Annotated in this window: 13 protein-coding genes; all 13 read right to left on the minus strand. The window is 56.1% G+C overall.

What is annotated here, in order from left to right; genetic code table 11:
- Window positions 1-1504, minus strand: a 1504-nt coding sequence (gene gspD / locus QNK41_RS02310; RefSeq protein ID WP_319253337.1) for a type II secretion system secretin GspD, incomplete at its 3' end; no start/stop codon positions are given.
- A 51-nt stretch (window positions 1505-1555) separates the two neighbouring features.
- The gene (gene gspC, locus QNK41_RS02315; protein ID WP_319253339.1) at window positions 1556-2425 is read right to left on the minus strand and encodes a type II secretion system protein GspC; all 870 of its coding nucleotides are present in this window, start codon (window positions 2423-2425) and stop codon (window positions 1556-1558) included.
- A 3-nt stretch (window positions 2426-2428) separates the two neighbouring features.
- Window positions 2429-3298 carry a type II secretion system protein GspN gene (gspN, locus tag QNK41_RS02320; protein ID WP_319253341.1) on the minus strand — a complete coding sequence of 290 codons (870 nt, stop codon included), beginning with the start codon at window positions 3296-3298 and terminating at the stop codon, window positions 2429-2431.
- An 8-nt stretch (window positions 3299-3306) separates the two neighbouring features.
- Entirely contained in the window at window positions 3307-3834 is a 528-nt protein-coding gene (locus tag QNK41_RS02325; protein ID WP_319253343.1) for a hypothetical protein, read from the minus strand.
- 6 nt (window positions 3835-3840) lie between these two features.
- Window positions 3841-5283, minus strand: coding sequence for a type II secretion system protein GspL (gene gspL / locus QNK41_RS02330; RefSeq protein WP_319253345.1), 1443 nt, complete (start codon window positions 5281-5283; stop codon window positions 3841-3843).
- Window positions 5284-5704: 421 nt separating this feature from the next.
- Window positions 5705-6799 carry a general secretion pathway protein GspK gene (locus tag QNK41_RS02335; RefSeq protein WP_319253347.1) on the minus strand — a complete coding sequence of 365 codons (1095 nt, stop codon included), beginning with the start codon at window positions 6797-6799 and terminating at the stop codon, window positions 5705-5707.
- Entirely contained in the window at window positions 6783-7487 is a 705-nt protein-coding gene (locus tag QNK41_RS02340) for a prepilin-type N-terminal cleavage/methylation domain-containing protein (protein WP_319253349.1), read from the minus strand. The genes QNK41_RS02335 and QNK41_RS02340 overlap by 17 nt, the downstream gene beginning before the upstream one ends.
- A complete protein-coding gene (locus tag QNK41_RS02345; protein WP_319253351.1) occupies window positions 7480-7908 on the minus strand; it encodes a prepilin-type N-terminal cleavage/methylation domain-containing protein in 429 nt (142 codons plus the stop codon). Before QNK41_RS02345 ends, QNK41_RS02340 begins: the two co-directional genes overlap by 8 nt.
- A gap of 2 nt (window positions 7909-7910) precedes the next feature.
- The gene (locus tag QNK41_RS02350; protein WP_319253352.1) at window positions 7911-8480 is read right to left on the minus strand and encodes a prepilin-type N-terminal cleavage/methylation domain-containing protein; all 570 of its coding nucleotides are present in this window, start codon (window positions 8478-8480) and stop codon (window positions 7911-7913) included.
- 47 nt (window positions 8481-8527) lie between these two features.
- Entirely contained in the window at window positions 8528-8983 is a 456-nt protein-coding gene (gene gspG, locus QNK41_RS02355) for a type II secretion system major pseudopilin GspG (RefSeq protein WP_319253354.1), read from the minus strand.
- A 205-nt stretch (window positions 8984-9188) separates the two neighbouring features.
- Entirely contained in the window at window positions 9189-10415 is a 1227-nt protein-coding gene (gene gspF / locus QNK41_RS02360) for a type II secretion system inner membrane protein GspF (protein WP_319253356.1), read from the minus strand.
- A gap of 14 nt (window positions 10416-10429) precedes the next feature.
- Window positions 10430-11833 carry a 16S rRNA (cytosine(967)-C(5))-methyltransferase RsmB gene (gene rsmB / locus QNK41_RS02365; RefSeq protein ID WP_319253358.1) on the minus strand — a complete coding sequence of 468 codons (1404 nt, stop codon included), beginning with the start codon at window positions 11831-11833 and terminating at the stop codon, window positions 10430-10432.
- A 413-nt stretch (window positions 11834-12246) separates the two neighbouring features.
- The gene (locus QNK41_RS02370; RefSeq protein WP_319253360.1) at window positions 12247-12918 is read right to left on the minus strand and encodes an ABC transporter ATP-binding protein; all 672 of its coding nucleotides are present in this window, start codon (window positions 12916-12918) and stop codon (window positions 12247-12249) included.

Consider the following 12918-nt stretch of genomic DNA (forward strand, 5'->3'; position numbering starts at 1 on the left):
ATGGGATGTTCTTGCCCACCGTAATGCTGGCCTCCTGATTGTCGGTGGTGAGCAGCTGGGGCGTCGACAGAAGATTGACATCGCGGTCTTTTTTATAGGCCTGCACGATGGCCGCGATGCTGGGAAATGAGACCCCGGCAACTTCGATCGCTTCACCGAAAAGGCCCAATGAAAACCCTGAGGCGAGCGCTGGAACCAGACCGCCTGTGGGGCTAAATTGTAGATTCGAGGCGTCGGTGGTGAAGCCGCCGCCGACGATCCCCTGGCGGTCATTATTCAAGTTGACATCATCGCCCACGACCCATTCGGTGCCCATATCGAAGCTTTTTTCTGCATTGACCTCCATAATCAGGGCCTCGATAAAGACCATGGCGCGGGGAATGTCGATCTGGCGGATGATCTCCACCAGTGTGGCATAGTCATCCCGGTCGGCGGTAATGATCAGGCTGTTGGTGGCCTTATCGGCCGTAATGGTCACTTTGTCTGATACCACCGGCGCTACCTTGGCACCACCCGCTTTGGTTTTGTCCTCCGAGGGGAGATCCTTGAGCACCGAAACGATCTCTTCCGCTACCGCATACTCCAGGTAGTAGACATGAATCTTCTCCTTGCCCTTGGGGGTCTCCAGGTCCAGCCTGTCGATCAGGCTGCGGATCCGGTTGGTGTCAACTTCGCTGGCCACCATGATGATGCTGTTGGTTCGTTCGTCGGCCACAAAGGCGGCGCCGCGATCCGAGGGTGCCGCCCCTTTTTTGACCGGGCGCTGGGAGGTTTTGAATACGGTTTCCAGCAGAGACACCAGTTTGGCCGCATCGGCGTTGTGGATGGGAAATATGGTGATTTCTCGGCCCACCCCGGGAATGTCGATGGTTTTCAATATCTTCATCAAGCGGGCAATATTGGAATAATTGTCAGTGATGATCAGGGTGTTGGTGGGCGCGTACGAGAGAATGACGCTGCTTTTGGAGACCATGGGGGTGAACAGCCGCTTGACTGTGTCAGGGTCGGCATAGCGCAGCGGCATCAGTTGGGTGACCACCTGGTCATTGTCCGAATCGCCTTTGGCTTGGGTTCGGGTTTCGATGCTTTTGGTGCGTGCATCCGGAGCCGGTATGATCTTGATCAACTTACCGGTCTCCACTGTGGCGAAACCGTGAACATCGAGCACCGATTCGAACACCTTGAAGGCTTCATCGACAGAGATCTTGGACGGGGAGATGATAGTCACCTTGCCCTTGACGCGCTGGTCGATCACGAAGTTTTTACCGGTGAGTTCACTGATGAATTTGATGAACACGCTGATATCCACATTATTGAAATCAATGGAGACAAAGCGCTGTGAGCCATTTGCTGCCGCGCTGCCGCTGGTCGCCAGACCCGGATTCAGACCCTGATCCTGATTTTGGGCGGCGGTGCTGGCGGCAAGGAGAAAAAACGTCAGCACGGCGATCAGTGCGCCGACCATGCATTTTCTGGTTGCATCCATTGTGTTTTCAATAGCCATTTCTTCTTTTTCCTGTTTCCACCGGCTAACGGGATCGGGGCGCCTGGCCGGCTATCTGATGCTATATTCGATGTTCTTGTCCCGTCCCCTGCGTTTTAACTGCACGGAGAGGGTGGAGGCGGATTTAAGGCTGTCTACCAACTTCAACGCATCATCTACCGAGGTGATTTCAGTACCGTCCACGCCGGCAATGATGTCTCCGTTCCTCAGGCCCATTCTCCGGAAAATGGAATTGGGTTTGATGCTGGACAGGGCCAGGCCCGCCGGTACCCCGTTTTCCATGTGTGGCTGGATCTGCACCTGGGTCATCAGCGACGCCACGTCCGTCATGGACTGCTCGATGTATGACCGCCTCAGGGAAATTCGCTGGGCACGCACGGCACCGGAGGATGGCGCCGCCGCGCGAACGGGAAGCCCGCCGGGCCGGTAGGCGGCTTTGCCGGACACCAATTCCTGCATCTGGAGCACTTCGTCCTTTCCGTTTACGGTGAGGACGACCTTCTCCCTGTATATTTCCTTGACTGTGGCCGTCTGGATGGAGTCCCCGGCACGGTACAGGTTCTGCTCGCGTGCCTTGACATCTTCGATGACCGCATAGTCACCGTCGTCGCTGCCGGAAACCGTTCCCCATAGCTTCAATTTCAGTTTGGTCTCTTCCAGTGACTCGACATCCACTTTACCCGGCTGGGGTTCGCTGTTTGAACGGGTATTGAACAGGTTCCGCTCCAATATCGCCTTGTATGCGGTCAAGGGGCGGCTGGTCGTCTCCGTTTCACCCACGCGGTACACATTCTGTTGGGTTGATGAAGGGGACTGGGCCAGCCCAGCGGAGAGGGTTTCGTAAAAACCGCCCACGACCACATATGTTGAAACAGTGATGCAGAGCAGATTGACGAATGTGAAAATGGCTGTTGGTATCATCGCCTATCTCATGGACATATCAGGGTTGTCAATGGAGCCGCGAACCCGGAAGGTCAGTCCCCGGTTTCCCAGTGTCCGTGTGTTGACGATCCCCTGGGGGATGGTCTCTTGAAGCCGGGCGACCAATTCCGGCCGGGGTTTGGCATTTCCAGTGAGGTTCAGGCGGCTCTGCTCGAAGGGATGTCTCAGTTCAATGGTTCCGGTAATTTTACCTTCTAGCATGGGACCATCGAAAGTGAGGGATTTGAGCCGCAGGCTACCTCTGCTTACCGTAAACTCCGCCTCCGTCTTATCCATCACCAGATCGGTGATGCCGAAAAAGGGTGCTTTCAGGGTGATGTGCAGATCCGGTACAGTCAACAACCCGCTGGTCATACCCATCGGGGCACGCGCCCCGTCGTGGGTCATCCGGCCTTTTAGGGCGCCGGAAAGGGTGAAAGGCACCTTGGTTTTGATTGCATCGAGCTTTTCCAGGCGGATCTCAGAGATGTCCGCTTCCACCCGCAAGGGGCCGGATGGGCCGACGCCTTGCATGGTTGCTCGGCCATTTATCGTCCCATCGGCGATATGTGCCTGAAACCGAAACTGTTTCTTGTCCTGCAGCAGGGTCGCCAGATCGGGTGAGACGCGGGCATCTTCAAAGTGAGCCAGCCGAACGCCGTCGCGGTTCAGGTCTACATCGATCATTTTAAGTCCCGGCGGAAGGGCCGGTCGAATCGTCTTGGCCACCATGTTCAGCGAAGGGTCGATGGCAGCCAGTCGACCGTCCACGTATGCTTTAATTGCCTGGTCGGGAAACCGCAGGATCAAAAAGAGCGTTGTCGCCAGCAGGGCGAACAACAGATATGCGAAAATGGCCTTAACGGAAATCATTAGAAGCGCTACATCTCCAGTGTTTCGACTTGAAATACCGTATTGATCAGATCGGCCTTCTGCTCCCCTTTGGAAATAGAGAGCCGTTTAATGGAAATCATATCCGTGGATGTTTCAATGCCGTGCAAATAGGCCAAAAGCTGCGTCATGGTAACTTCCTGTAGCTTCATTTCCACCATGGAAAGCCGGTAAGGGCTGTCCTTCTGGTTCGTCGTGGTCGGCCTCATATAGGCAATATGGCTCTTGACACCCGTCTGTCCCGCCAGGGTTTCCAGAAAAGAAAATAGGGTGAAGCCCTGTTTGCGTCTTTTCAAATGACGTTGCGCCTGCTTGGCCTTGTCGGCCGTTTTGAGGTATTCGGCCTGCAGCAGCTGAATCTGTTCCTGCTCTTGTTGCCGGGTGGTGAGCGTTCGCGATAATTGGGCGTTTTTATCGAACAGGGGGAACACCAGAACCTGCAATACCAGAAAGATGACGACGGCTGCCGTTGCCGCGGCCACGCCGATTTTTTCCCGTTTGTCGAGTTTGATGGCCATGGTTCGCTAAAAATCCAGCTTTAGTTTGAATCTCACCCGGTTTCCCGATTTCTCGAGGTCGGCCGAGCTGATGGTCACGCTTTTAAACAGGTCCGCTTCTTCCAACCGCCCTTTGATGTCGTCCACCGTGTTGAAGGTGTCCGTATTGCCGGACAGCACGACGTTGTCGGTTCCGGCAACCATGCGTTTGACCTTAACGTCTGCAGACGATGGGATCTGCTGGCTCAGGGCGTTGAGGATGTCGATGACCCGGACACGGGCGCCCGTCAGATTGAAGCCGATACTGCCGTCACCGGCCTCCTTGATCTTAATTTGCATCTGCTGAAGGGGGTTCACCACACGGGTAACCTCGGGAAAGGTACTCCTGAAAACCGATTCAATCTGTCGGTCCAGTTCGGCCAGGCGTTGTTGTTTGGCATTCACCGCGAGGATCTGCACCCCCAAGGCGGTCACCAGGGCAAGGGCGATCAGGGCCGCGGTCAGGATGATATTTTTGCGGTATTCGCTCCAGTAGTGCTGGATCGTTGACCGCTCCGTGGAAAAATTGACGCCGGCGACGGTCTCGGTTTCCATCAGGGCCAGGGCCAGGGCGATGTCCAGATGTCCGGATTGCCAATCCTGTGTATCCAACGAACCCTTCAACCGGGGAAACGTCCGTAAGCCGTCAATGGACTTAACCGGCACATCCAATAATGTGGATGACCCGTTCCCGGTGGTGAGCAGCGGGGCCTGGGGGCCCGCGGAAAAAACAGCCGACGGGTTGAAACCAATCCCCAGGTTTTCCTGAAGGGCGATGAATGTCCGTTTCAGGGTTGTTTCCAGGTTGCGGGTGACCGGATTGCCGTCACTGGCCACCGGGAGGGTGCGAACCATGCGAACGTGTCCTGAACAGACGGCGTAGATCGTGTGGTTGCCTTCGCCGGTGTCGATGAAGAGAAAATCACCACTGTCGTTTGTCATCGTGGAGATGAACCGGGCTGCGGCATACCCGCCGGGCATGATCACAGCCGGCCTCAAATGAACTGCTTCGAGAAGATCCAGATACCGCTGGATCTCCGTTTTTTCAACGGAAAAGGTCAACAGGTTCTGCTGCTTGTCATGTTTCACGGCCTCGAAATCGAAAATCAGATCCTCCACCGGAATCGGCAGGGTAGGCTCCAATTCAAAGGGAAGGATCTGTCGGATTTTCTTGATGTCATGAAAAGGAACAGAAAGATTTCTGACGGAGACAATGGTTGCGGGGATGCCAAGTACACAGGTGGCGCCGGAGGGTTTGAACGTTTCCACAATGGCTTGAAGGGCTTTTTTTACGCCTTCGTTGCCCTCCTTACCCGCCGGGATGGGAAAATATCCCTGCATCTCCAGCAGGCTGCCCTTGAAACTGCTGTCCAGCAGTACGGCTGCAATCGACTCCTCTCGGATTTCCAGACTGAGGATCTTTCTGCTCATGGTTGTTCGTCTGTTTGGGGTTTCGTGGCTATCGATCCACAACGCTGCGATCAGCTTTTTGGTGCTGATTTTTTGGTGATGCGTATTGAGATTCCGACTTCCTAAAACCTGGCTACATCCGGCTCGTTTCACCTAATAGATTGAGGTACGCCTGCGCAAAATTTTTTAATAAATCCTTAATTGTTCATGCACGGATAAATTTTTGGCGCTTTGTTAAAACAAAAAACTATCTTCATCGTTTTTTGAAAACCGTTAACGATCGAAAATAATATGAATTTTTATCATTACGCAGAACGCACCACGGTCTTGCCTAAAAGATACACGCAAATTTTATACCGTATCAATTAAAATTATCGTATTTTGTCGAAAACGTAAACCAATATGACGCGGACAAAAGTTATAAACAAACATTTTTTATATCTTATTCTACCTGCCACATCAAGGCTTTACAGATCCATCTGCCGGTGTCTTGTTCTTTTACCCGCTGGACAACCACATTGACGGTGGTGGTTCTTTCATTGCGCGTGGCGGTTGAGACGATCCGGAACAGGTCGCTGGACACGGTGACCAGATCGGGACTGATGGCAATGCCCCCAGCCCCCGGCACATTTTTATACCAACCGGCATTGCTGATGGTGTGGGTATACGCCTCATCTGCTTTGGCCACCCGATAGTCCGCCAGGGCTTCTGAAAGGTCCGAATTTTCGGCGGGCAGCAGCGCGGCGAGCACGGCAACGTCGGCCGTTGAGATGTTGATTTTGCCGTCATAGGTGAAGCGGCCGTCACCGACCGCCGACACACCGTGGACCGTCAACAGGGACGAGAGCCCAGCAGCACCGCCTGCGCCGGTAAACAGTTCCGGGGTAATCCCTTGAACGAGGGCGACTTCTCCCAGGTGATCGAAAGGTCCGTTTTTACACTGGTATGGCGGTTCCAGGCCTTCGTAGTAGTCGGATTCGGCGCCGCTCAAGCCGGTAATGGCCTCGTCATCGCCGCTATCCATCCAGTCTTTTAGCGAATTGATGATCATATTGGGGTCGCTGTCCGGCACCGCCTCAAACAGCGAGAACACCTGATCGAGCAGCCGCTCCCAGAGGAATCGCTGACTGGCGGAAAACTGTTGGCCTTCGGGAAACTTGACCAGGGCATTCACCTGGATTTTGCCGCGTTCATCGGTGATGCGGACATCGACACGGCCTTCATCATAGGGGATCAACCCCATCACTTCGGCCACTTTTTCCGGGTTGGCCCAGTCCTCCTGCAGCGTGTCCGTGTCGTTCTCCTTGCGGTCATTGATCAGCATCACCATGGCGGCATGGACCCCGGAGACGGCCATCTCGGAAAGCACCACCCGCTCCCTGGCAAGCAAGGCGCCCGTGACCGAACTGCGGATACGGCGATTCAAGGCCAATCCGGCGGTGAGCAGCACAGCCACCACGCCGATGGCGACCAGGATCGCCACCCCCCTGCGGTTGCCCAGAACCGTTTTCCCCGTGGGGCTATTCAGCTGCTTCACGATACACATGCAGGGAAATCCGCGTGGTGAATGGTTTTGGCCGGGACGGCGTTCCCACCGTCAACCGGATCTCAACCGACCGCGGTGTGGCGTAATCGGTGTCGGCTGATTCCGAATCCCAACGGTCGCTCATTTCATCTTCGGCACCCAGGTATCCGAACTCGAGGGCCAATATGTTGTCGCATAAGATGGGATCATCCTCGCTCTCCTCAAAATCGGGAAAGGGATAGAGGTCGTCGGCACGGCGCAGGACCAGCGACTCGTCGGGCCGCTGATGAACATAGTAGACGATGCGGCAGACCCCCTGCCGTGAGTCCCGGTTCACGGACAGGTGGGCCAGTGATGCGAATTGCAGGCGGCCGAAGCTGCTGCCGGCCACGTCGGTCGTGTCACCCACCAGACGATAGGGATCCTTCGGGTCATTAAAGGCTGGTTTGGCGTATCGCGGATAGTCAGAGACGACCAGGCCTCCCAGATCGGTGGCCATGCGTCCCAGACCGGTGCGGGCCGTCTCGAAGATGGCCACGTCGCCGCCGACGGCGTCGGCGCTGGAAAAAACAGCCCGGAACGAGCCAAAAACAGTGGTGATCACCACGGCGAAGATAAAGATCGCCACCATGATCTCCAACAGGGTGAACCCGCTGCCGTGGACGGCTGCCGTCGATGGCCGCCGGTGTTCGCTATTCATACAAGAGCCTGTAAGTATCCAGGTTAAATACGGATGCTTCCCCGTTGAGGCTGATGGTGATGGTAATCCGCTTGAGTGTCGGCCCGTCTTCTTTGAGCAGATCGGACGAGACTTCCTCCGTTTGAATCCGCCACGCGTAACCGGGGTGGGCGTTGCCGAAATCTCCGCTGTTGCCGGAAAAATCCTCAAGTTCTATCGTGGCGATGTCGGCCAGCTTCTGACCCATCAGCAGGGTCGCCACCGTGTCGAAACGCCCCCTGGCATCCATGAACAGGGTCTGGGAATGCATTCGATAAATGGCCATCAGCGCGATGGCCACCACGGACAGGGCCACCATCACTTCCATGAGGGTGAAGCCGTTTTCAAGGTGGCCATTTCGGGTGAGCCTGGTTCGGCGGCGGTGAGGGTTGCCAGACGCCATGGTTACCATCCTTCCGGACCCCGGACCAGATTGACCCCGGCCAGAAAAGGTTCGATGAAAAAGGCCAGGCGATCACCGTCATTGGTTCGCACACGGATGACGGCTTTGTCGGAATAGCCCTTGGGATAAAAGGCGATGGGGATGGTCCCACTGGAGACACGCTCGGTCTGTGAAAAGGCCACATGGTCGATGTTCACCCCGCGTGGCAGGGCATAGCCTGCCTCGCGGGCGGCCTCTGCTTCGGTATCCGCCATGCCGGCTTCGGTGATCCAGAGCCGCTGGACGTCGGGCGATACGTGGAGCAGATAGGTTTTGTTCTCTACAACCGCCTTTTCCTTTAGACCGCGGACATTGGCGATAATCCAGCGTGCGGTTTCGTCGCTGCCGTCGGAAAAGAGTCCGCCTTCCAGGCGTGGGATGGCTATCACCAGCATGATGCTGATCAGAGCGGTAACCACGATCATTTCAATCAGTGTGAATCCACGGCTGCCCAAAAGGATGGTTCCTGTCTGGTTTTTCGGGGGTGCCTGTGTGCCCAGGGCGTGTTGAAGGGCGGACTGGCTTGATGTCATGGCATGAGAGACGGGCGCAAGCGCCTCAGGAGAACGCCGGCGCCGAGTTATTCGGACTCCCAGCTGTTGATATCTGCATTTTTATCCTCACCGCCTGCCGCCCCGTCGGCGCCGTAGGCGATGATGTCAAAATCATCATGGATGCCGGGGCTCAGGTAGATGAACTCATTTCCCCAGGGGTCTTTGGGAACCCTGCCCTTTTCCAGATAGCCGCCCTTGCGCCAGTTTTTGGGTATGCTGCCGGAGGCGGGTGGTTCCACCAGGGCCTGTATTCCCTGCTCGGTAGATGGGTACATGCCACTGTCCAGGTTGTAGAGCTTGAGGGCCGTGCCAATGCTTTCGATCTGCATTTTGGCTTTGAGTTGCTTGGCCTGCTCCGGACGGCCCATAATGCGGGGGACGATCAGGCCGGCCAGAATGCCGAGGATCACGATGACCACCATCAGCTCGATCAGGGTGAAACCGCGGCAGTTGCCCATTTTTTGCGGGTAAGACAGATTCATAATTCCTCCATGGTTCCTTACCCGGCGCTTAACCGGCGCCGTTGAACCCCTAATATTTCTCTAAAGCGGATACTAACCCAATGCGATCCAACAATCAAGCGCGCAGGGCTATCAATTAAAGATCAAAGCTGAAAGCTCAAAGCTCAGTGCCATCAGCCAATTAAACCAACCACAAACCAGAGACCACTAACCACAAACCGTGGTACTACCCCACCAGTTGGTTCATTTCGAAAATGGGCAGACAGATGGAAAGAACAATAAACAGAACGACCACGGCCATGACCAGGATCATCACCGGCTCCAGCATGGCCATCATGCTCATGATCGAGGACTGGACTTCGTTTTCATACACCTCCGCGATTTTGTAGAGCATGGATTCCAATTCACCGCTTTGCTCACCCACCTGAACCATCTGCACGGCCAGATCGGGGAAGACCTCGTCGGCCGCCAGCGACAATCCCAGTCCCTGGCCTTTTTCGACTTCATTGGATGCCTTTTCGATGAGGCTGGAGATTACGACATTGCCGGTGACATTTCTGACGATCTCCAGGGCTGGCAGCATGGTCACGCCGTTTTCAAGCAGTGATGCGAGGGTTCGGGCAAAACGGGCCACAGCGATTTTTTTCAGCATCAGGCCCATGATGGGCATGGAAAGCATTATCCGATCCGTGGAAACAAGCCCGCGTTCCGTCTTTCTGAAGGCTTTTAACGCCACCAGGGCGGCGACGATCATGATCACCAGCAGCCACCAGAAGCTTTTGAATAAATCGCTGGCCGCGATGAGAAACCGGGTCGGGGTGGGCAGCGCCTGATTCATGTCCACGAAGATGATGGTGATGTTGGGGATGACGAAGGTCATCAGAAAAAAAAGCACCAGGGTGCCGATGGCGGTCATGAGGATGGGATAGGCCATGGCGGTTTGGATCCGGGACTTGAGCTCCTGCTGCTTTTCCATAATGTCCGCCAGGCGCTGGAGAACGATTTCCAGCGTTCCCGAGGTCTCTCCGGCGCGCACCATGTTGATGTAAATTTGAGAAAAAACCGACGGGTAGAGCGTCAGGGACGATGCAAAGCTGTTGCCCTCGACAATCGAGTCCTTGATCCGGGCGACGATCTTGGTAAACCCATGGGCTTTGGTCTGGGAAACCAGGGTGGTCAGTGCGGTAACCAGCGGAAATCCGGCACCAGTCAAAGTCGCCAGCTGGCGGGTCCACAGGCTGACGTGGGCCGGCGAGATGCGGCTGAACAGGCCTCGGAAGCTGAAGTTCCGTGTCTCTTTGCTGGTTTCGCCTTCCGTGACCTCTTTAACGGTGACGGGAAAACTGCCCATGGCGCGGATTTTCTGCCGTGCCGCCTGGGCGCCGTCGGCATCGATGATTCCGGTGATGGTTTTCCCCTTGGTGTCAAGGGCCTCGTAATCGTAAACGGGCATGGTGAGTTATCCTGTCAGCGTGTGCGTTGAAGCCGTGCTGCGAAAAAGCCGTCCAAGTGATCGATGTGGGGAGCGGTCCTGAAAAAGCCGTCGTCACCCAAAAAAGGAAGCACGGTCTTCTCTTCCATAGAATGCGCACTGATTATAGCAAAGTTTACATGATTTTTCAAAAAAGTGTTGATTACGCCTTCATTTTCTTCCGGTTCCATGCTGCAGACGGCAAAAACCAGGACCCCGTTTTTTTTGACCAACGGGGCGAGGTGGTCGAGAAAGCGCGCCTGCAGATTGGCCAATCGGGCAATATCAGCTTGTCGGGAAGACCATTTGGTGTCGGGATTTCGCCGCAGCACGCCCAGACCGGAACAGGGTGCATCCAGAAGGATCCGGTCAAACCGGGGCTGTGTTTCCAAGGGGAGCGACCGATTCAGGTCTGCACGTCGGGTGCGAATAATCGACACGCCCAGACGCTGTGCCTCGTTCTCCAGACGTGCCAGTTTGGCATCCACGTTGTCCATGGCCACGATGGTGCCCTGGTTGCCCATGAGCTGGGCCAAATGGGTCGCCTTTCCACCCAGACCGGCGCAGGCGTCCAGAACGGTTTCTCCCGGCCGGGGGCCCACCAGCAGGGAAACCAGCTGGGCCGCCCCGTCCTGAACGGCAAAGCGGCCGTCGACGAAGGCCTTCATCTCCGGGATGGGGACACGGGGACGGATCAGGTTGACCCCTCCGGGAACGGTGTCCACGATCTCTATGGTTTCCGCCTGGTTCGATAAGGCTTTCATCAGTTCCGCCAGGTTGTTTTTCAGCCTGTTGCAGCGCAAGGTGATGGGCGGGGTGGTGTTGATTGCCGCACACAGCCGGTCGGTTTCGGCAACGCCCATCCGGTCGATCCAGCGCGAGGCCAGCCAATGGGGAAAGGCGTGGGTGATGGCAATGTGATCCACCGGCGACTCCAGGGCGTCGGGAATGTGAAACCGGTGGGGTTCCCGCAGGGCATTTCGCAGCAGGGCATTGACAAATCCTGCCGCTTTTGAGGCCTTGCGGGTCCGCACCAGACTGACCGCTGTGTTCACTGCTGCCGAGGCCGGGATCCGGTCCATGAACAGGATTTGGAACAGGCCGATTCTCAGGATGTTCAGGATGAGCGGGGATATTTTTTCGAGAGACCGATTGGCGTAGGCCGCGACAACGGCATCCAAGCGCAGTCGCCGGCGCAGCACACCGTATACCAGCTGGTTGAACAGGGCCCGGTCCCGACGGGAGAGCGCGGTCAGCATGGGCGCGGCATCATCGAGGACCGCGTCCAGGGTCGCCTTGCTCCTTTCTACACGATCCAGCACGATCAGGGCAGCGGCCCGGGGGTCGGTGATGGGCCGGTTCGGCCGAGTTGGTGTGCGGGTGGGGAGTCTTGTGGCCATGGTTACCCTAATGTTGCATCGACAACACATTTAAAATGTCTAAGGTCGTTTTACGAACCTAAAAACTTGTTTTTTCCTAATTTGGAACTATCGACCAACAGCGCTATTGAATGGATCGGGTCTAATTGGCCATGACCTTTACGAGGCCATCTCAATAATAGGATTCTGATTAAAGGTCAAGGCAGGCTCGAGGTTCATTTCGCGGTCATACCGGCCTATGTCGAGGGCTTTAAACGCGATAGCGAGCGCATTCCCCGTCGTTTGCGGCGGGGAGGGTTCAATCCGTAAGAAGGTGCATTTCAGTCGGTTTCGTATAAGGTCTGAGATCAAGGCTTGCGAGGCCGGAGGAATGAGGCGTACTTATGGTACGCTGCAGTGACGAGAAATGAAGCGTAACGCAGATATCGGGCTTTTCACGAATCTGTCACAACCTGTCCGTCTTTCAAACCGATAACCGGGTCCGCGGTATCGGCGATGTCCCTGTCGTGGGTGGCCATGATGATCGTACAGCCGTAATCCTTTCCCAGGTCCCGCATGAGCTGAACGACCCGCTGCCCGGTTGCCGTATCCAGGCTGGCGGTGGGTTCGTCGGCTAATAGAAGCTTCGGGTGATGCGCAATGGCCCGGGCCACGCTCACCCGCTGGATTTCGCCGCCCGACAGTTCATGGGGGAGGGCCATCGCCGCCGGTTTGAGATCGATATCGGCCAGTAGTGCCTCGATCCTTTTGGCACGGGCCGTCCCTGCAATGCCGTTCAAGGTCAATGGCAAACCGATATTCTCGGCCACCGTGAGGTATGAGAGCAGATTGCCCCGCTGGAAAATGAAGCCCAGGTGGCGACGCTGGAAAAGGCTTAGCTTTGCGGCTGTCAGCCGGTAAATCGACGTACCGAAACAGAACACCTCCCCCCGATCCGGCGTTTCGAGCCCGCCGATGCAGTGAAGCAGCGTGGACTTGCCGGAGCCGGAAACGCCCTCGATCGCGGCGAACCGGCCAGTGTCTACCGACAGGGTGACATCGGCGATGGCTTTCACCTGGCCACGCCCGGATCGAAAGGATTTGGTGATGTGGGAGAGTTGGATCAT

The sequence above is a fragment of the Desulfosarcina sp. genome, assembly GCF_033791525.1.
In the GTDB taxonomy this organism is placed as follows: domain Bacteria; phylum Desulfobacterota; class Desulfobacteria; order Desulfobacterales; family Desulfosarcinaceae; genus Desulfosarcina.

What these genes read in the sequence shown, in the direction of transcription:
- gspN (WP_319253341.1), bottom strand. Translation starts at nt 3,298, where the DNA reads ATGATTTCCGTTAAGGCCATTTTCGCATATCTGTTGTTCGCCCTGCTG.
- gspG (WP_319253354.1), bottom strand. Translation starts at nt 8,983, where the DNA reads ATGAATCTGTCTTACCCGCAAAAAATGGGCAACTGCCGCGGTTTCACC.
- QNK41_RS02370 (WP_319253360.1), bottom strand. Translation starts at nt 12,918, where the DNA reads ATGATCCAACTCTCCCACATCACCAAATCCTTTCGATCCGGGCGTGGC.
- gspC (WP_319253339.1), bottom strand. Translation starts at nt 2,425, where the DNA reads ATGATACCAACAGCCATTTTCACATTCGTCAATCTGCTCTGCATCACT.
- rsmB (WP_319253358.1), bottom strand. Translation starts at nt 11,833, where the DNA reads ATGGCCACAAGACTCCCCACCCGCACACCAACTCGGCCGAACCGGCCC.
- QNK41_RS02340 (WP_319253349.1), bottom strand. Translation starts at nt 7,487, where the DNA reads ATGAATAGCGAACACCGGCGGCCATCGACGGCAGCCGTCCACGGCAGC.
- QNK41_RS02350 (WP_319253352.1), bottom strand. Translation starts at nt 8,480, where the DNA reads ATGACATCAAGCCAGTCCGCCCTTCAACACGCCCTGGGCACACAGGCA.
- gspF (WP_319253356.1), bottom strand. Translation starts at nt 10,415, where the DNA reads ATGCCCGTTTACGATTACGAGGCCCTTGACACCAAGGGGAAAACCATC.
- QNK41_RS02325 (WP_319253343.1), bottom strand. Translation starts at nt 3,834, where the DNA reads ATGGCCATCAAACTCGACAAACGGGAAAAAATCGGCGTGGCCGCGGCA.
- gspL (WP_319253345.1), bottom strand. Translation starts at nt 5,283, where the DNA reads ATGAGCAGAAAGATCCTCAGTCTGGAAATCCGAGAGGAGTCGATTGCA.
- QNK41_RS02345 (WP_319253351.1), bottom strand. Translation starts at nt 7,908, where the DNA reads ATGGCGTCTGGCAACCCTCACCGCCGCCGAACCAGGCTCACCCGAAAT.